Here is a 16,862-nt window from a genome sequence, read left to right on the forward strand (position 1 = left end):
GGTCGCCATGACCAGGGTGCCTGCGGTTTCGCATCTTCGGCGCCAGCACTTACCATGCAGGATCACCGCGCGAACCTTCCGTACATGCCTGTTGTTCCCCCCAGTCGTCGCCCCAAGCCGTCCCCTGCCCCGCCACAGGACCGTGGCCTGTCCCACGCATTGATGCAGCAGATCCAGGACAACCAGGGCGATCCGGATTTCATGACCTCGCTGGGCCGTGGCCTGGCAGTGATGACGGTGTTCTCGCAGCACCCGCGCGAAGTGACCATGTCGCAGATCAGCAGCGAGACCGGCATTTCGCGCGCGGCCGTGCGCCGCGTACTGCACACCCTGCAGAAGCTGGGCTATGTCGGCGAACAGGGCCGTGGCTTCGTGCTGCTTCCGCGCGTGCTGGGTCTTGGCGGCGCCTATGTGGCGTCCTCGTCGATGACCGCAGCCGCGCAGCCGGTGCTGGATGCGCTGCGCGATGACCTGCACGAGTCGTGTTCGCTGGGCGTGCTGGATGGCGATGACGTGCTGTACATCGCGCGCGCCGAAACGGTGCGCATCATGTCCATCGGGCTACGCGCCGGCAGCCGCCTGCCGTGCTACTGCACGTCGATGGGCCGGGTGCTGCTGGCCGCGCTTCCGCGTGACACGCTGGACGGCTACCTGGAGCGCACGCCGCTCCGCCCGCGCACCGAACGCACCATTACCCGGGTGGATGAGTTTCTGGAGACACTGGACAAGGTGCGCCGCGAACGCGTGGCGCTGGTCGACCAGGAACTGGAGATCGGGCTGCGTTCGATCGCCGTTCCGGTGCTGCGCCGCAGTGGCGAAGTCGTGGGTGCGCTGAACATCGGCACCCAGGCTGGGCGCATCAGCCTGGGCACGATGCAGACCCGGATCCTGCCGCGGTTGCGCGAATCGGCGCAGCAGTTGGGGATGCTGCTGGGCTGAGGTCGAAACCTGACGGCCAGCGGCCGTCACTACCGGCAGCGATCGGCCGTCACTACGGCATCATTCGGTCGCCTGTTCTTCCAGGATCGGCTTGGCCAGGGCGAAGGCGTGGTTGGCTGCCGGCACGCCGCAGTAGATCGCCGCCTGCAACAGCACTTCCTTGATGTCCTCCGGCGTGACGCCGTTGTTGCGGGCTGCGCGGATATGCAGCTTGAACTCTTCGTCGTGCCCCAGCGCCACCATCATCACGATGGTCAGCAGCGAGCGGGTGTGCCGCGGCAAACCGTCGCGCGTCCACACCGTGCCCCACGCCGTGCGGGTGATGAAGGCCTGGAACTCCTCGGTGAAATCGGTACGCGCCTGCAACGAGCGCTCCACGTGTGCCTCGCCCAGGACCTCGCGGCGTACCGCCAAGCCGGCTTCGTAACGTTGCTGTTCGTCCATCGTGATGCTCCTCAGGCGTTCAGATGATCAGCCAGCGCCGCGTTGAACGCGTCGACCGACTCCAGGTTGCAGATGTGCCGCCCGCGCACGCAGGCATAGCGTCCCTGCGCGACACCGGCGGCGATGGCCTGCAGGTCGCCCGGCGGGCAGACGGGATCCTCGTCACCGGCAATGGCCAGCGTAGGCACCTTGATGTCCGCAAGCCGGCCGCGGAAATCGGCATGGCCGACCGCATTGCAGCAGCCGGCATAGCCTTCGGCCGAGGTCGTCAGGAAGCGCTGCAGGATGTCTTCGACCTGCTGCGCATGCGCCTGCGCGAACGCTCTGCTGAACCAGCGCTCGCGGGTGCCTTCCAGCAGCGGCTGCAGCCCGGACTGGCGCACCTCTGCAATACGTGCCTGCCAGCTTTCCACGCTGCCGATCCTGGCGGCGGTGGCGGCCACGGTCAGTGAGGCCAGACGTTCACCGGCGTGCACGCCAAGCCACTGTCCGGTCAGTCCGCCGATCGACAGCCCGCAGAAATGGCTGCGTTCGATGCCCAGGTGGTCCCATAGCGCCAGCACGTCGGCACCGAGGTCATCCACCGTGTACAGGCCCGGCGGCGTGCTGGACAGTCCGTGGCCGCGCCGGTCGTAACGCAGCACGCGGAAGCGACCGCTGAAGGCGCGTGCCTGCGGCTCCCACATGTGCAGATCGGTGCCCAGCGAATTGCAGAAGGTCAGCCAAGGGGCATCGGCCTGTCCTTCCACTACATAGCGGAGACGGTGTCGCGGAAGCTCAAGGAACGCCATGCAATGCTCCATCAATCATGGTGGGGGACGCGCGCCAGCACGCGGTCGATCCACGTATCGGCCATGCCACGCCAGCTGTCGGCGGCGAACAGCGCATCCAGTTGGTCGCTGCCCAGATGCCGGGTGACTTCTGGATTTGACTGCAGCACCTCGCGCAGGGGCTGCGAACGGGCAAGCGCCTGCTGCGCGGCCTGCTCCACCAGTGCGTGTGCGGCCGTCTTGCCGACCTGCTCCGCCAGGGTGACCGCTACCGCCTCGGCATACAGCAGGCCACCGTGACTGCCCAGGTGTTGCTGCATGCGCGCACGGTCCAGTTGCAGACCCTGCACCACCACCGTGACCTGGGCCAGGCTGCCGGCGCACAGGCGAACGATCTCCGGCACGGTTTCCCATTCCGCATGCCATTGCCCGGCGGCGCGCTCGTGCGGCTGCGGCATGGCGCTGAACAACGTGGACAGCAATCCGGGCACGCGGGTGGCCGCGGCAATCGCCGCCACACAGCCAACCGGATTGCGCTTGTGCGGCATCGCCGACGATCCGCCCTTGCCCTCGCCCGCCGGTTCGAAGGCTTCTGCCACTTCAGACTGCATCAGCAGCACGATATCGGTGGCGATCTTGCCCAGGCTGCCGACCAGCAGCGCGAACACGCTGCCCAGTTCGGCGATGCGGTCACGGGCGGCATGCCAGGGCAGCGCCGGCAACGGCAACTGCAGTTCCTCGGCCAGCGCCTGCGCCACGTCCAGGCCGCGTCCCTGCAGCGACGCCAGCGTGCCGGCGGCCCCGCCGAACTGCAGCACCAGCGTATCGGCATGCAGCGACTGCAGCCGTTGCTGGCTGCGCTGCAGGGCATCCAGCCAACCCGCCGCCTTCAGTCCGAAGGTGACCGGCACGGCCTGCTGCAGCAGGGTGCGTCCCGGCAGGCCGGTATCACGCTCGGCGTTGGCCAATGCGGCCAGTGCGGCACAGAGGTGCTGCAGTTTCGCCTGCATCTGGCCCAGCGCCTGCCTCAGTTGCAGTACCGCACCGGTATCGATGATGTCCTGGCTGGTGGCGCCCCAATGCACCCACCGCGCGGCGTCGGCGTCATCGGCGCGCACGCGCGCGGTCAGTGCCTTGACCAGCGGAATGGCGGGGTTTCCTGCCAATGCCGTGGCCTGGGCCAGCGTCGCGATGTCGTAAAGGTGGGCGTGGCAGGACGCTTCGATGGCGGGCAGCGCCGTCTGCGGAATGACACCGCAGCGCGCCTGCGCGTGTGCAAGCGCGCGCTCCACATCAAGCATCGCCTGCAGGCGTGCGGCATCGGTGAACCCGGCATCGACGATCGGATCGCCGAACAGGTCCCCGAGCAGGGAATGGGTTTCGCTCATGTACCGCCATCCATCCAGAGGGGACCAGCTTACCCACGCCCGCGATCAGCGGGCGTGGAGAACCGCTCAGTAATCGAAGAAGACCGTCTCGTCCGGTCCCTGCATGTGCACGTTCCAGTGGTACAAGCCATCGCCCTGCGCCTGCGCGAGCAGCGTGCCACGGTGTTCCGCCGGCACCAGCAGCAGGATCGGGTCCTCTGCATTGCGCGGCTCGTCACTGAAATACAGCCGTGCACTGGCTGCGCGCAGCAGGCCGCGCATGAATACCAGAACCACCAGGTGCGGCGCCTGTGCGCGGCCACCGGGCCCGGCGACGCTGCCCGGCTTGATCGTGCTGAAGGCGAAGCGCCCGTTCTCATCGGTGGGCACCCGTCCCCAGCCATCGAAGGCCGTGTCGTGGTCGTCGCGGCGTGGATCCTCGGCATGGGCATAGATTCCCTTGGCATCGGCCTGCCAGATTTCCAGCACGGCATCGGATACCGGCAGCCCGGTGCCGTCGAACACCTGCCCGCGTACTTCCACGCGTTCGCCGAGCGCGCTGGCCGGTGCGATATCGGTGCGGTACAGCGGTTCCAGGCCCAGACGGTAGTACGGCCCAACGGTCTGCCACGGGGTAGATTGGAAACTCATTGGTTCACTCCCACACGGTCATCTTGCGGCCACGCAACACGATGTCGAAGCGGTAGCCGAGGGCAAATTCGTTGGCGCTGGTTTCCCAGTCGAATGCCGACACCATGCGCGCACGCGCCTTGGCGTCATCCACGCAGTTGAAGATGGGGTCGTAGTCCAGCAGTGGATCGCCCGGAAAATACATCTGGGTCACCAAGCGCTGGCCAATGCCTTCGCCGTGCAGAGAGAAATGGATGTGTGCCGGGCGCCACGCGTTGTAGTGGTTGCGCCACGGATACGCACCGGGCTTGATGGTGGTGAAGCGGTAGCGGCCGTGCGCATCGGTCAGCACCTGGCCGGTGCCCTTGAAGTTCGGATCCAGCGGTGCATCGTGCTGGTCGCCCTTGTGCAGGTAACGACCGGCCGCATTGCACTGCCACACCTCCACCACGCTGTTGCGCACCGGACGCCCGTTCTCATCCAGCACGCGGCCGCTGACGATGATGCGCTCGCCCAGCGGTTCGCCGGCGAACCCGGCGGTGAGATCGGCCGCATGCTCGCCCAAAGTGATGCGGTTCAGGGTCGGGCCGGTCGCCTCGGACAGCGTTACCGGGATCGCGATCGGATCACGGCTGGGCCCGCGCTTCGCGGTGGACGCGTACGGCAGGTGGATGCGGGGCGGCTGGGTGCCGGGATACGGCTTTCGATAGCCGCGCAGTTCAGTGGGATCGCTCATCGCGTACTCCGGTTGGCTGGCGGCCCGCAGGCCGCGGCTGATGCATTCGCGCACGCTGCCACGCAGGGCGGGCGGCGGCCGTGAAACAGGATGGGGGAAGCACGGGTCACACCCGCTCGATGGCCAGCGCCACGCCCTGGCCGACCCCGATACACATGGTGGCAAGGCCACGTCGGCCGCCAGTGGCTTCCAGCTGGCGCATCAAGGTGAGCACGATGCGAGCGCCGCTCATGCCCAGCGGGTGGCCGAGCGCGATCGCACCGCCGTTGGCGTTGACGTGCGGCGCATCGTCGGCGACGCCGAGTTCGCGCAGGCAGGCCAGGCCCTGCGAGGCGAAGGCCTCGTTCAGTTCGATGGCATCGAAGTCGGTGATCGACAAGCCCAGCCGCGCGAGCAGCCGGCGCGTCGCCGGCACCGGGCCCATGCCCATCACCGATGGCTCCACGCCGGCACTGGCAAAGCCGAGGATGCGCGCGCGCGGCGTCAGGCCCAGGGCATGCACCTGTGCTGCGGAAGCAAGCAGCAGCGCGGCGGCACCGTCGTTGATGCCCGATGCATTGCCGGCGGTGACGGTGCCGGGCTGGCGGAACAGCGGCTTCAGCCGGGCCAGCGCCTCCAGCGTGGTGTCCGCGCGCGGGTGTTCATCGTGCTCGACGCGCACCGTTTCGCCGCGCTTACGGCCCGGCGCGTCGACCGCGACGATCTCGCCGTCGAAGAAGCCCGCCTGCTGCGCCGCCGCCGCGCGCTGCTGGCTGCGCAGCGCGAACCGGTCCTGGTCCTCGCGCGATATCGCATGGCGCTCGGCCACGTTCTCGGCGGTTTGACCCATGGTCTCCACGCCATGCAGTTCGCGCAGGCGCGGGTTGATGAAACGCCAGCCCATCGTGGTGTCTTCAAGCATCTGATCACGAGCGAACGGGGTGCTGGCCTTGCCCATCACCATCGGTGCGCGCGACATCGACTCCACGCCACCGGCAATGGCCAGCCCCAACTCGCCGGCGGCGATGCCGCGGGCCACCGTACCGATGGCATCCAGTCCGGAGCCGCACAGGCGGTTGACCGTGCTGCCGGGCACGGTAACGGGCAAGCCCGCCAGCAGCAGGCTCATGCGCGCCACGTTGCGGTTGTCTTCGCCAGCCTGGTTCGCACAGCCCAGGTAAACCTCTTCGATCAGCGCCGGATCCAGCCCCGGATGACGCGCCAGCAGCGCCTTCAGCGGGACTGCGCCGAGATCATCGGCACGGACGCCGGCCAGTGCGCCGGCGTAGCGACCGATCGGCGTGCGGATGCCGTCGACGATGTAGGTATCGTGCAGGCTCATGTCAGGCTCCTTCGGCCATCTGCAGCGGCAGGCCGGTCAGCTCGCGCAGCAGCTCAAGGCTGGCGCCCTCGACCATCTCCACCACGCGCGCACCCGCGGCACCCACGTCGAATACGCCGACATCGGTATACACACGCGATACGCAGCGCAGGCCGGTCAAGGGATAGCTGCATTCGGCAACCAGCTTGCTCTCGCCCTGCTTGGTCAGCAGGTCCATCATCACGAACACCTGCTTTGCACCGATCGCCAGGTCCATCGCACCGCCGACGGCGGGAATGGCATCGGCCGCCCCGGTGCTCCAGTTGGCCAGGTCGCCGTGTGCCGACACCTGGAAGGCGCCGAGCACGCAGATATCCAGGTGGCCGCCGCGCATCATCGCGAACGAATCGGCGTGGTGGAAATAGCAGCCACCCTGCAACAGCGTCACAGGCTGCTTGCCGGCATTGATCAGGTCCGGGTCTTCCTCGCCGGCATCGGGCGCAGGGCCCATCCCAAGCAGACCGTTCTCACTCTGCAGCAGGATTTCCTTGTCGGCCGGCAGGAAGTTGGCCACGGTGGTCGGCAGGCCGATGCCGAGGTTGACGTAGGCCCCTTCGGGAATGTCGCGCGCCACGCGTGCAGCCATCTGCTGGCGGCTCAGACGGTTCATGCCGCGCTCCTTTCTGCAGCCGGCGCAGCGCCGATGGCGACCACCCGCTGCACGAAAATGCCAGGCGTCACCACGGCTTCCGGATCCAGCCCACCCAGCGCCACTACCTCACGCACCTGCACGATCGCGCAGCGCGCGGCCATCGCCATCAGCGGGCCAAAATTGCGCGCGGTCTTGCGGTACACCAGGTTGCCCCAGCGATCGCCGCGGTCCGCCTTGATCAGCGCGAAATCGGCATGCAGCGGCAGCTCCAGGACGTAGTGGCGTCCGTCGATCTCGCGCGTTTCCTTGCCTTCGGCCAGTTGCGTGCCATAGCCGGTCGGCGTGAAGATCGCGCCCAACCCCGAGCCGGCAGCGTGGATGCGCGCGGCCAGGTTGCCCTGCGGCACCAGTTCCAGTTCGATCTCACCGGCTTTGTAGGCGGCATCGAAATGCTGCGAATCGGCCTGCCGCGGGAACGAGCAGACGATGCGGCGCACGCGCTTGTGGCGGATCAACGCGGCAAGGCCGGAATCGCCGTTGCCGGCATTGTTGTTGATGATGGTCAGTTCGCGCGCGCCCTGTTCGATCAGCGCCTCGATCAGCGCATCGGGCATGCCGGCGGTACCGAACCCGCCGATCATCACCGTCGCACCATCGTGGATATCGGCCACTGCAGCTGTTGCATCGGCCACGGTCTTGTCGATCACTGCATTGCTCCCTGCACCATCCCTGCATTGCCGGTAACGGCAGGCGGTGATGCGACGTACGAAGAAAAACCGGATACCGACATGGTCGTCATGCGGGCCCGGACGGTCAATCCGATATTCGGACATGCCGTTCGATAATCGAACATGCTTTCACTTACCGACCCCTCGGTCATGTGCGTGCCTGCCCCACGCCGACCCGCAGCCGCAGGCAGGCCCATGCCGCCAGCCCCAGCGGCAGCGCGCACAGCACGTAAAGTGCGGACGGCGGCCACCCTCGATCCACCAGCAGGCCGACACTGAGGGGCGACAGGATGGCGCCGACCCGGCCGATGCCGATCGCCCAGCCCAGCCCGGTAGTGCGTACATCCGCAGCGAATACCACCGGCGCGGCCGCGTACAGGCCGGCCATCGCGGCAAACAGCGCCGCACCGATCACGAAGGCCACCGGGAAGGCGACGCCGAGCGTGGTGTTGAAACCGGCGAACACCAGCATCCCGATCATCGCCATCAGCAGGGCGGCGGCGGTCAGCCGTGACAGCGCCCAGCGCGAGGCCAGCCACCCGAACAGGCTGCCGCCGACGATGCCACCGAGGTTCAGCAGCACCCCGCCGGTGATGCCCTGCTGTGCCGAAACGCCGGCAGATACCAGCAGCTTGGGCGTCCAACTGAGCACGAAGTAGAACGCGAACATGTGCAGGAAGAACGCCAGCGCGATGAACACCGCCACCGGGCGCAGGTCACCGACGAACAACGCGGCATAACCCTTGCGCCCACCTCCGCGCGACGGCGCCGGCGGCAGCGTCTGCAGCGCGGGCATCTGCATCCGCGCCAGCAACTTGTTCAAGCGAGGCAGTGCGTCGGCCGGACGCCGTGCGATCAGGAAATCCAGCGATTCGGGCAGGCACGCCAGCACCAGCGGGATGCACAGCAGCGAGGCCGCCGCACCGATCAGAAACACGCTGTGCCAGCTGAAGTGCTGCAGCATCCACGCGGCCAGCACGCCGCCCAACGTGGCACCGATCGGGTAGCCGGTCGCCTGCAGGGCCACTGCGGTGCTGCGCCACTTGGCATTGGCATATTCGGCGGTGATCACCCCGACGCCGGCCAGCATGCCGCCGATGCCGATACCGGTGAACACCCGCAACGCGGCCAGCTGCCAGGCCGTGGCGGCCAGCGCCGACAGCGCCATGCCCACGGTCAGGATCGCCAGACAGCACATGATCATCGGCCGCCGTCCCCAACGATCAGCCAGCGGCGCCAGCAGGAAGGAGCCCAGCGCCATGCCGACCAGCCCGGCGCTGAGCATCATGCCCAGTGCCTTGCCGGAGAGTCCCCAGTCACTGGACACGTGGGGTGCGGTGAACGCCATCACCATCACGTCAAAGCCATCGAGCATGTTCAACAGCACGCAGATGGCGATGGCCGTCCACTGGAACGACGTCATTTTTTCCAGGACCAGCGGTGGGGCGGTTACGGAAGCACTGCTCATGCGGAATACCTGCGACGACACACGACGGAAAGGAGCTGGCAGGCGCGCTTCAACGGCCGGCCTGGCTGGATGCATGGATGACCTGCAGCACCGATTGCAGCTGCTCTACGTCGACCTGTCCGGGCGCGGAGGACGTGCCGATCATGCCGAAGGTCATCGCCTGGCCGAAGGTTTCCCCCGCCAGCCGCGAGACCACGCCGGTGCCGCCCATGGCCATCGTCAGCAACGGACGGTCACTCTGCTGGCGCACCTGCCAGGTGGCATCCAGCAGTGCCAGTACGTCACCGGCGTCGCGCGGCATCACCGCGATCTTCAGCACGTCCGCTCCCATCGCCTGCTGCCTGAGCAGGCGCGCCACGATTTCCTCGCGCGGTGGCGTGCCGTGGAAATCATGACTGGACATCACCACCTTGGCACCGGCCTGGTGCGCCGCGCTGACCAGTGACTGCACCACCTGCGGGTCACGGAACATCTCCACGTCCAGCATCTGCACGAAACCGCCGCGCAGCAGGGTGGCGTACAGCGCACCGTAGTCGGCATCGCGGATCGCCTTGCTGCCGCCCTCGGCCTGGGTGCGGAAGGTCACGATCAGCGGCTTGCCTGCCAACGCCTGCTCGATGCGCTTGCCGAGCGCGAGCAAGGCGGTGCCGTCGGTGGCGATGTCCAGGTAATCGATCCGCCACTCGGCGATATCGGTGGACGCGCTGGCGGCGATCACCGCAGCCTGCTGCAGTGCCTGCTCCGCCGTCGCCCCGGTAATCGGCACGATCGTCTTGGGCATGCCCTCGCCGATGCGCAGCGTGCCGATCTGCAACGGCGCCACCGCTGGCGGCGCGGCCTGTACCGCAGTAATCGAGGTGGCACAGGCCACGGTCAGCAGCAGGGGCGTCAGCGCGCGCATGGGAGTCACCAGGCAAGAAAAGAAACGCATCAGAAGGTCACCTTGGCCTGTACGCCGAGCGCCCAGGCGTTGTCGGTGCGGGTGTAGGCGAACGTGCCCGGATTGACGATGTACTGCACGTCCGGGCGGATCATCAGCCATGGATTGACCTGCACGCTGTAGGACAGCTCGAACAGTTCCTCGGCCTGGCTGAGGTGGTACAGCGACGAATCGCCGGGTACACCCGCCTCGACCAGCGTGGCGCGGCGGTCATCGATCAGGCGACGATTGATGTCAGCACCGACGTAACCCAGCGCGATGCTGTCCTGGGCCCGTGAGCCGATGCCCTGGTAGACACCGCCCACGGCATACCAGCGACGGATCTGCGCAGTATCGGTGTCGGAGACCATGTACTGGGCAAAGGCGGTCAGGCCCCGCTCCGGGTCACCGGCCTCACGGGTCAGACGCTGTTCGGCCAGCACGTAGCCGCCATGGCGGCCGGTGGTAGCGGTCGGTTCCAGGCCGCGCCGCGGCACGCGCGAGGTGTCGTAGTAACCGCCGAACTTGTAGACGCCGGGATGATTACCGCCCTTGCCGGGCGTCCAGGTCAGCTCTACCGGGAACAACGACCCGGTGGTGCCCGAAGCGAACGGTCGGAAGGCGTTGCGCTCGATGTTGCCGCCCAGGTTCGGATTGACCTGGAACCAGCCGGTGCGCACGTTCAGCGCCGGACTGACCTGCTGGGCGATCTCACCGCCCCAGCGCGCCACCGGGTAGTTGTACCAGCCGCTGTTGCCGGACATTGCCAACGGATGCGCGCAGAACGCCGCGTTGACGAAATGCGTCAACAGGCTGTGCAGCCCGAACTGGTTGCCCATCGCGTAATAGCCCAGCTTGAAATACGACTGGTCATCGGCGAATTTCTGGTCGTAACTGAGCTCGGTCAGGCGCGTGTACTGACCGCCGTAGGCTTCCTGGATCGGGAACCGGTTGCCGACGAAGTCGACCGAGGTGCTGCGCCCGCGGCGATCATTGAGGGTGACGTGCAGCATGCCGCCGTCCCACCCGGCCAACTTGCCCATGTCCAGGTCCATGCCCACGCGGACCTGCTGTGCGTAGCGCGCGCCGGTCTCACCGTAGCCGCCGTCGACCACGCCCATCGCTTCACCGACGTAGTCGCCGCGGAACGTGATGCCGCGCGCGGCGAGCTCGCTGCGCGTGCCGCCCCAGTCACCGGTGAGCGTCTGGCCGCTGTAGGCGTTGGCGGATTGCGCGCTGGCCAGCATCGGCATCAGGAGGGCGGCGACGGTGGCGGTGGTCCGCAGGCAGGAGGAAGTGGACGTCATCGAAAGGTTCCGGAAGGAGGTCATCAGCGCAGCGCCAGCGGCGCGCTCAACGGGGAGGTGGCGCCCAACGCGGACGTCACCGTCGCGGTGACAGTGGCGAGCCCGGCGCCGTCTGCCGCATCGGCCAGCGGCACCTCGAACCGCCCCTGCCCCTGCGCATCGGTGATCGCCTGCACCGTACCCAGCACGCGTTCGGCCTCGCTGCTGCCCTTTGCCGCGTTACCGAACAGTTCGACCTGGTAGCGCTGGTCCGGCGCGCCGTTGAACACACCGTGCACGACGCGGGCAGCGCCCCTGCCCTGCACCGATTGCAGCGTCGGTGCGGCCTGGCCGAGGTTGGCCAATGGCTGGCAGTCGGCCTGGCCTGCGGCGCTGCAGATGCGTGCACGCTTGGATGGGTCGGTGTCCACGCCACGGCCGCGTGATCCTTCGAACGTGGCATGTTCGAGCCCCGGCACACCGAACACGATCGCGCCGCGTGCCTGACCGGGCGCACATGCACCACCGGCTTCGCAGCGTTCGATGCGCAGGCCATTGCCGGCCAGCCGGTTGGCGGTGAAGCGGTTCGGTGCACTGATCGGTTGCGGACGCACGGCGATGCCGATGCCATTGCCGGTGATGGTGTTGCCATCGACCACGTTGCCGGTACCGGTGATGCTCAGGCCGATCGAGTTGCCGGTGAACGTGTTGGCGGCGATGTAGTTGCGGTTGCCCCAGTTGATCTGCAGGCCGTCGGAGTAATCGACGAAGCGGTTACGCACCACGCTGTTGTCGTTGCCCCACAGGATTTCGATGCCCTGCGAAGGTTCCGGATTGGCGTCGGTGGACTGGAACAGATTGTCGGCGACCAGGTTCCAGGCCGCGCCGCGGGTGAGCTCCAGGCCATCGCCGTTGTCCAGGAACACGTTGCGCACGATCCGGTTGTGCACGGTGGTGGTGGGCGTGGATTGGCCCGTGCCATCATCGCCGGTGAGCATGATGCCGGCGCCGCCCTTGTTGGCGACGATGCGGTTGTCATGGATCTCGCTGTGACTGGCGCGGTTGATCAGCACGCCGATGCAGAAGTTGCGGATCTCCAGCCCGGCCAGCTCCACGCCCTGCGTATCGCGCAGCACCAGTCCCGGCAGCGTGGTGGTGCGCACGTTGGTGCCCGACTGACCCGGCTCGGCACCCGGGCACGCGTCAGTGCCGGTGCCGGTGACATAGGCCGAACCATCGATGGCCACGTGCACGCCCTCGCGTCCCCACGGCATGCCGATGATCTGCACCGGCCCGATGATCTCCGGCAACGGCGACGCCGGGCGGATCACGTAGGGCGCCTGGCCGACCGCTTCGATCTCGATGCGATGACGGCCGGGAGCCTGGTTGGCGGTGGTGATCGCCCAACGCAGCGAACCCGGCGCCGCATCGTCGGCATAGCGGTCCACGCGCAGCACCTGCAGCGCCTCGCGCGGCGGTTCGGCCTGGTAGGCCAGCGCCAGCGATGGCAGCACGGCAAGCAGGAACAGGGAAACGGCAGACAGACGACGGCGCATGCGAACTCCGCACAGGTGGAAGGAATCCCGGCGGTCTTCCCCTGCACCTGGCTTCAGCACCGCTTCGGCACTGCCCTCGCCCCGCCAGGGGTGGATCGCTTGGAACGAGGATGAAAGTAGTTTTATCGCACTGCACCATTCAAGTGCGTTTATCGACTATGTGTGCGATTACCGAACTGAACGGGTAGTACCATCGTCTTACAGAAGAGCACTCCACCGCGCTCCTCAGGAACTGCAGGACAACATCGAACAGCCTGCCTTGTGATCCGCCCACGCTGGGCGTTTGCCGGCGTAATGCTCCAGCCCGGCACGTTCGGTGCAGGGATCACGCAGGACCTCCTGCAGCGCCCGCACACCGCCCAGATCGCCCTGCTCGGCACGCTCGATCGCTTCCTGGGCCAGCCAGTTTCGCAGCACGTACAGGGGATTGGCGCGGGTCATCCGCGTCATCCGCTCCGATACCGACAAGGGATCGGCACGCAACCGCGCGGCATAGTCGCCCAGCCACTGCAGCAGCGACGCATGGACGGCGGCCTGGCGCGCAGGGTCGTAATACACGCCGTCCAGCACAGCGGCATCCGGACGCGTCACATCGAAGCGGATCAGCGCCCGGTAGGCCAGGGTCATGTCCATCGCTCCGTCCTGCATCAGTCCTTGCCAACGCTGGTGCAGTTGCAGGTCGTCCTCGCCCGCCGCGGACAGACCGAGTTTGGCGGCGACGTCGCGTCGCGTGCAGGCGGCCAACGTGACCTGGAAGGTGTCCAATCCCGCCTGCAGCGGCTGCACGTCCGCGAACAGCGGTGCCACCGCCTGCGCCAGCCGGGTGAGGTTCCAGAACACCACCTGTGGCTGGGTGCCGAACCGGTAGCGCCGCCCCTGTGCGTCGGTGGTATTGGGCGTCCACTCCGGGTCGAAATCCTCCACCCAGCCATACGGGCCGTAGTCGATGGTGAGCCCGAGCACCGACATGTTGTCGGTGTTCATCACGCCATGCACGAAGCCCACGCGCATCCAGTGCGCGACCATTTCCGCGCTGCGGGTGCACACCGCGCCGAACCATGCGCCCAACAGCGCATCGCCACTGCCCTGCAGCTCGGGGAAATCACGGGCGATGCACGCGTCGACCATCCGCTTCAGCAACACCACATCGCCGCGCGAAGCGGGAAGTTCGAAGCTGCCAAAGCGCAGGAATGAAGGCGCCACGCGGCATACGATGGCGCCAGGCTCGGCCTTTGCATGGCCGTCGTAGAACATGTCGCGCACCACACCTTCGCCGGTGCCGACCAGCGACAGCGCGCGCGTGGTCGGCACGCCCAGATGGTGCATCGCCTCGCTGCACAGGAACTCCCGTATCGACGACCGCAGCACGGCGCGACCGTCGGCCCCGCGCGAGTAGGGCGTCGGCCCTGCGCCCTTCAGCTGCAACTCCCAGTGGCGTCCGTCGGCAGCGACCAGTTCACCCAGCGAGATCGCCCGTCCATCGCCCAGTTGCCCCGCCCAATGGCCGAACTGATGGCCGCCGTAGTTGGCGGCCCACGGCTGCATGCCGGCCAACAAGGCGTTGCCGCCGAACACCTCCGCGAACTCACTGCTTTCAACGAACGCAGCCGGCAGACCGAGCAGCGCGGCGACCTCCGGCCAGACGGCCAGGGTGCCCGGCGCGGCGACCGGGGTGGGCATGACCGCCGACCACGCGGCCCCGATCACCTCACGGCGGCGTGGCCCCTGCTCTGGATCCCCCGGCAGGGTGGCGATAAGGCGGTTGTCGAAGTGCGGCGATTGCGTATCCATGCCGACTACATGGGGATGCCCGCGCGAGGCGGCAAGTCGCTTCCTCAGCGGCCGTCCAGCGCCTTCAGGCTGCCGCCACGCGCCACGGCGTGCTGGTAGCCCGGACGCTGCTCGATGCGCTGCAGGAAGCTGCGGATCGCCGGCTTGTCGGCCAGGCCATCGCCGCGGCTTCCTGCGGCCTGCAAGGGGAAGCTCATCTGGATGTCGGCCAGGGTGAAGCGCTGACCGGCAAACCACGGGCTTTCGCTGAGCCGCTGCTCCATCCAGTCCAAATGCAGGCGACGCTGTGGCCCGACGAAGCCTTGCTCTGCCTTGTCGGCGATGGCGCGCGCGATGGGGCGGGCAAAGAACGGCATCGGCGCGTTGCGGATGCGGGCCATCACCAGCGTCAGCAGCATCGGCGGCATGGCCGAACCTTCGGCGTAGTGCAGCCAATACCGGTACGCCATGCGCTCGTCAGTGCCGGACGGCTGAGGCGCGGGGGAAAGCACGCGCTCCTTGTCGTAGGTATCGGCCAGATAGTCCAGGATCGCACCGGATTCGGCCAGCATCCGCGTCCCGTCCTGCAGCACCGGGGCTTTGCCCAGCCCGTGGATCTGCTTGAGCGCGGCAGGCGCGAGCATGGTCTTGGCATCCCGCGCGTACTGCTTGAGTTCGTAGTCCAGCCCGAGCTCTTCCAGCGCCCACAGGACGCGCAGGGAACGGGAATTGTCGAGGTGGTGGACGATGCGCATGCAGGGGGATCCGCGATGAAGGGTTCCCATAGCGTAGTGGGCAGCGTTTGCGCGAAGCGTGACGAACAAGGGCGTCGCCCGGCTGGAACGCGGGCAAAAAAAAACGCCGGAAGCTTTCGCTTCCGGCGTTCATAGCTACCTTAAGGTAGCAAGCGGATTAGACCGCCTGCACCTGGTCAGCCTGCATGCCCTTCTGGCCCTGCACGGCGACGAAGGTTACCTTCTGGCCTTCCTGCAGCGACTTGAAGCCGTTGCCCTGGATGGCACGGAAGTGCACGAACAGGTCCGGGCCGCTTTCCGGGGTGATGAAGCCGAAGCCCTTGGCATCGTTGAACCACTTCACGGTACCGCTCTGACGATCAGACATCTTTGAAACTCCTGAAACAATATGAAATAAATCGCAGCCACCGGATATCGGGGCCGAGACTGAGTTGCAGGCGTTGGCAAAGCGGATCGATGGAGCAGATCGTGAGATCAACTGCACCAGGCCACGATTTACGGTGACCCTAGCAAACACAGTGGGACGGACAATACGCGTGTTTGGACTAAAAAGCGATAGCGGAGACGTTCATCAAGCCCAATTCAGGCTTCCGGCGCGTTGGTGTCAGCCCCCGTGGCCTTGCCGGGGGATCCTCGCCACGGCTCCTCCAAGGTCAATCCGCTGCAGAAATGGCGCACCTCCCCGCTGAGCGGATCGCTGAATGAAAGCGTCCGGGCCAACAGTTGCAAGGGCTGGGAGTAGTCCCCCGCGTCCCGCGGAGCCAGGGTCGGGTACAGATCATCTCCCTGCAGGGGTGCCCCCAGGGCGGCCATGTGCACCCGCAGCTGGTGCTTGCGGCCCGTGACCGGGCGCAGCCGGTAACGCCAGACCGGACCGGTTCCCTCGATTACCTCCACCTCGGTCTCGCTGTTGGGCGCGCCCTCCACTTCGGCCATGCGGTGGAAGGGCGTCCCGCGCTCCAAACGACTGCAGTAGCGCAGCGGAAACGCCGTCGCAGGCAGCGCAGGCGCCAACGCCTCATAGGTCTTTTCGATACGGCGCTCGCGGAACAGGCGCTGGTAGGCATCCCGGCTGCCGGGCCGCGTCGAGAACAGCACCAGGCCCGCAGTCAGCCGGTCCAACCGGTGCAGGGGCACCAGGTCTGGATTGCCAGTCGCGGCGATCAGGCGCGCCAACAGCGTCTGCTGGACGTGCCCGCCCGCCGGCACCACCGGCAGGAAGTGGGGCTTGTCGGCGACCAGCAGGTGCGCATCGTGATGCACGATGCGCTCGGCGAACGGCACGATCGGCTCGTGCGCCACCTCGCGGAAATAGCGGATCTCCAGACCGACCTGCCACGGCTGTGCAGGGTCGAGCGCCCTGCCCTGCGCATCCTGCACCCGCCCACGGCCGAACCGGTCCAGCCACTGCGCGCGACTGATCCGCGGGAAGCGCGCGCACAGCCCATCCAGCAGGCAGCCCCATGCCCCCGGCGGCAACTGCAGGCGACTGGCGGCAACGTGCGGGTACATCGGATCGGACGGCATCATGGCCCACCCATT

Annotated in this window: 17 protein-coding genes; 1 reads left to right on the forward strand and 16 read right to left on the reverse strand. The window is 67.2% G+C overall.

The features are described 5' to 3' along the window. Window positions 1-84: 84 nt before the first annotated feature. Window positions 85-939 carry an IclR family transcriptional regulator C-terminal domain-containing protein gene (locus tag ICJ04_RS10910; protein ID WP_188324288.1) on the forward strand — a complete coding sequence of 285 codons (855 nt, stop codon included), beginning with the start codon at window positions 85-87 and terminating at the stop codon, window positions 937-939. A 60-nt stretch (window positions 940-999) separates the two neighbouring features. On the opposite strand, the gene pcaC is transcribed toward ICJ04_RS10910, so the two are convergent. The 16 genes from pcaC to ICJ04_RS10990 all read right to left on the reverse strand — a co-directional run bounded on the left by pcaC (window position 1,000) and on the right by ICJ04_RS10990 (window position 16,850). Then, on the reverse strand, window positions 1,000-1,383 hold the full coding sequence (gene pcaC, locus ICJ04_RS10915; RefSeq protein ID WP_188324289.1) for a 4-carboxymuconolactone decarboxylase: 384 nt from the start codon (window positions 1,381-1,383) through the stop codon (window positions 1,000-1,002). Window positions 1,384-1,394: 11 nt separating this feature from the next. Continuing rightward, window positions 1,395-2,174 (reverse strand): 3-oxoadipate enol-lactonase, encoded by a 780-nt coding sequence (pcaD, locus tag ICJ04_RS10920; protein WP_188324290.1) that lies wholly within the window; start codon window positions 2,172-2,174, stop codon window positions 1,395-1,397. Window positions 2,175-2,185: 11 nt separating this feature from the next. Beyond that, window positions 2,186-3,541, reverse strand: coding sequence for a 3-carboxy-cis,cis-muconate cycloisomerase (locus ICJ04_RS10925; protein ID WP_188324291.1), 1,356 nt, complete (start codon window positions 3,539-3,541; stop codon window positions 2,186-2,188). Window positions 3,542-3,607: 66 nt separating this feature from the next. Then, window positions 3,608-4,171 carry a protocatechuate 3,4-dioxygenase subunit alpha gene (pcaG, locus tag ICJ04_RS10930; protein ID WP_188324292.1) on the reverse strand — a complete coding sequence of 188 codons (564 nt, stop codon included), beginning with the start codon at window positions 4,169-4,171 and terminating at the stop codon, window positions 3,608-3,610. A gap of 4 nt (window positions 4,172-4,175) precedes the next feature. Further along, on the reverse strand, window positions 4,176-4,886 hold the full coding sequence (gene pcaH, locus ICJ04_RS10935; RefSeq protein WP_188324293.1) for a protocatechuate 3,4-dioxygenase subunit beta: 711 nt from the start codon (window positions 4,884-4,886) through the stop codon (window positions 4,176-4,178). Window positions 4,887-4,992: 106 nt separating this feature from the next. Beyond that, on the reverse strand, window positions 4,993-6,201 hold the full coding sequence (pcaF, locus tag ICJ04_RS10940; protein WP_188327299.1) for a 3-oxoadipyl-CoA thiolase: 1,209 nt from the start codon (window positions 6,199-6,201) through the stop codon (window positions 4,993-4,995). 7 nt (window positions 6,202-6,208) lie between these two features. After that, a complete protein-coding gene (locus ICJ04_RS10945; protein WP_188324294.1) occupies window positions 6,209-6,856 on the reverse strand; it encodes a 3-oxoacid CoA-transferase subunit B in 648 nt (215 codons plus the stop codon). After that, window positions 6,853-7,545, reverse strand: coding sequence for a 3-oxoacid CoA-transferase subunit A (locus tag ICJ04_RS10950; protein ID WP_188324295.1), 693 nt, complete (start codon window positions 7,543-7,545; stop codon window positions 6,853-6,855). The genes ICJ04_RS10945 and ICJ04_RS10950 overlap by 4 nt, the downstream gene beginning before the upstream one ends. A 169-nt stretch (window positions 7,546-7,714) precedes the next feature. Then, window positions 7,715-9,034: an MFS transporter gene (locus ICJ04_RS10955; protein WP_223202859.1), complete on the reverse strand. Its 1,320-nt coding sequence runs from the start codon at window positions 9,032-9,034 to the stop codon at window positions 7,715-7,717. 49 nt (window positions 9,035-9,083) lie between these two features. After that, window positions 9,084-9,965 (reverse strand): type I 3-dehydroquinate dehydratase, encoded by an 882-nt coding sequence (aroD, locus tag ICJ04_RS10960; RefSeq protein ID WP_223202860.1) that lies wholly within the window; start codon window positions 9,963-9,965, stop codon window positions 9,084-9,086. Beyond that, window positions 9,965-11,260, reverse strand: a complete 1,296-nt coding sequence (locus ICJ04_RS10965) for a carbohydrate porin (protein ID WP_188324296.1) — start codon at window positions 11,258-11,260, stop codon at window positions 9,965-9,967. The genes aroD and ICJ04_RS10965 overlap by 1 nt, the downstream gene beginning before the upstream one ends. Before the next feature lie 23 nt (window positions 11,261-11,283). After that, window positions 11,284-12,795: a right-handed parallel beta-helix repeat-containing protein gene (locus tag ICJ04_RS10970; protein WP_188324297.1), complete on the reverse strand. Its 1,512-nt coding sequence runs from the start codon at window positions 12,793-12,795 to the stop codon at window positions 11,284-11,286. 225 nt (window positions 12,796-13,020) lie between these two features. After that, entirely contained in the window at window positions 13,021-14,586 is a 1,566-nt protein-coding gene (locus ICJ04_RS10975) for a YdiU family protein (RefSeq protein WP_188324298.1), read from the reverse strand. A gap of 44 nt (window positions 14,587-14,630) precedes the next feature. Continuing rightward, window positions 14,631-15,320, reverse strand: coding sequence for a glutathione S-transferase (locus tag ICJ04_RS10980; RefSeq protein WP_188324299.1), 690 nt, complete (start codon window positions 15,318-15,320; stop codon window positions 14,631-14,633). A 157-nt stretch (window positions 15,321-15,477) separates the two neighbouring features. Then, entirely contained in the window at window positions 15,478-15,687 is a 210-nt protein-coding gene (locus ICJ04_RS10985; protein WP_042615064.1) for a cold-shock protein, read from the reverse strand. A gap of 215 nt (window positions 15,688-15,902) precedes the next feature. Further along, window positions 15,903-16,850, reverse strand: a complete 948-nt coding sequence (locus tag ICJ04_RS10990; RefSeq protein ID WP_188324300.1) for a pseudouridine synthase — start codon at window positions 16,848-16,850, stop codon at window positions 15,903-15,905. Between the last annotated feature and the right edge of the window lie 12 nt (window positions 16,851-16,862).

Origin of the sequence: Stenotrophomonas sp. 169 (assembly GCF_014621775.1) — a bacterium.
Classification (GTDB): Bacteria; Pseudomonadota; Gammaproteobacteria; order Xanthomonadales; family Xanthomonadaceae; genus Stenotrophomonas.

Coding starts and splice junctions, on each gene's coding strand:
- ICJ04_RS10910 (WP_188324288.1), top strand. CDS start 85: ATGCCTGTTGTTCCCCCCAGTCGTCGCCCCAAGCCGTCCCCTGCCCCG.
- pcaC (WP_188324289.1), bottom strand. CDS start 1,383: ATGGACGAACAGCAACGTTACGAAGCCGGCTTGGCGGTACGCCGCGAG.
- pcaD (WP_188324290.1), bottom strand. CDS start 2,174: ATGGCGTTCCTTGAGCTTCCGCGACACCGTCTCCGCTATGTAGTGGAA.
- ICJ04_RS10925 (WP_188324291.1), bottom strand. CDS start 3,541: ATGAGCGAAACCCATTCCCTGCTCGGGGACCTGTTCGGCGATCCGATC.
- pcaG (WP_188324292.1), bottom strand. CDS start 4,171: ATGAGTTTCCAATCTACCCCGTGGCAGACCGTTGGGCCGTACTACCGT.
- pcaH (WP_188324293.1), bottom strand. CDS start 4,886: ATGAGCGATCCCACTGAACTGCGCGGCTATCGAAAGCCGTATCCCGGC.
- ICJ04_RS10945 (WP_188324294.1), bottom strand. CDS start 6,856: ATGAACCGTCTGAGCCGCCAGCAGATGGCTGCACGCGTGGCGCGCGAC.
- ICJ04_RS10955 (WP_223202859.1), bottom strand. CDS start 9,034: ATGAGCAGTGCTTCCGTAACCGCCCCACCGCTGGTCCTGGAAAAAATG.
- aroD (WP_223202860.1), bottom strand. CDS start 9,965: ATGCGTTTCTTTTCTTGCCTGGTGACTCCCATGCGCGCGCTGACGCCC.
- ICJ04_RS10965 (WP_188324296.1), bottom strand. CDS start 11,260: ATGACGTCCACTTCCTCCTGCCTGCGGACCACCGCCACCGTCGCCGCC.
- ICJ04_RS10970 (WP_188324297.1), bottom strand. CDS start 12,795: ATGCGCCGTCGTCTGTCTGCCGTTTCCCTGTTCCTGCTTGCCGTGCTG.
- ICJ04_RS10975 (WP_188324298.1), bottom strand. CDS start 14,586: ATGGATACGCAATCGCCGCACTTCGACAACCGCCTTATCGCCACCCTG.
- ICJ04_RS10980 (WP_188324299.1), bottom strand. CDS start 15,320: ATGCGCATCGTCCACCACCTCGACAATTCCCGTTCCCTGCGCGTCCTG.
- ICJ04_RS10985 (WP_042615064.1), bottom strand. CDS start 15,687: ATGTCTGATCGTCAGAGCGGTACCGTGAAGTGGTTCAACGATGCCAAG.
- ICJ04_RS10990 (WP_188324300.1), bottom strand. CDS start 16,850: ATGATGCCGTCCGATCCGATGTACCCGCACGTTGCCGCCAGTCGCCTG.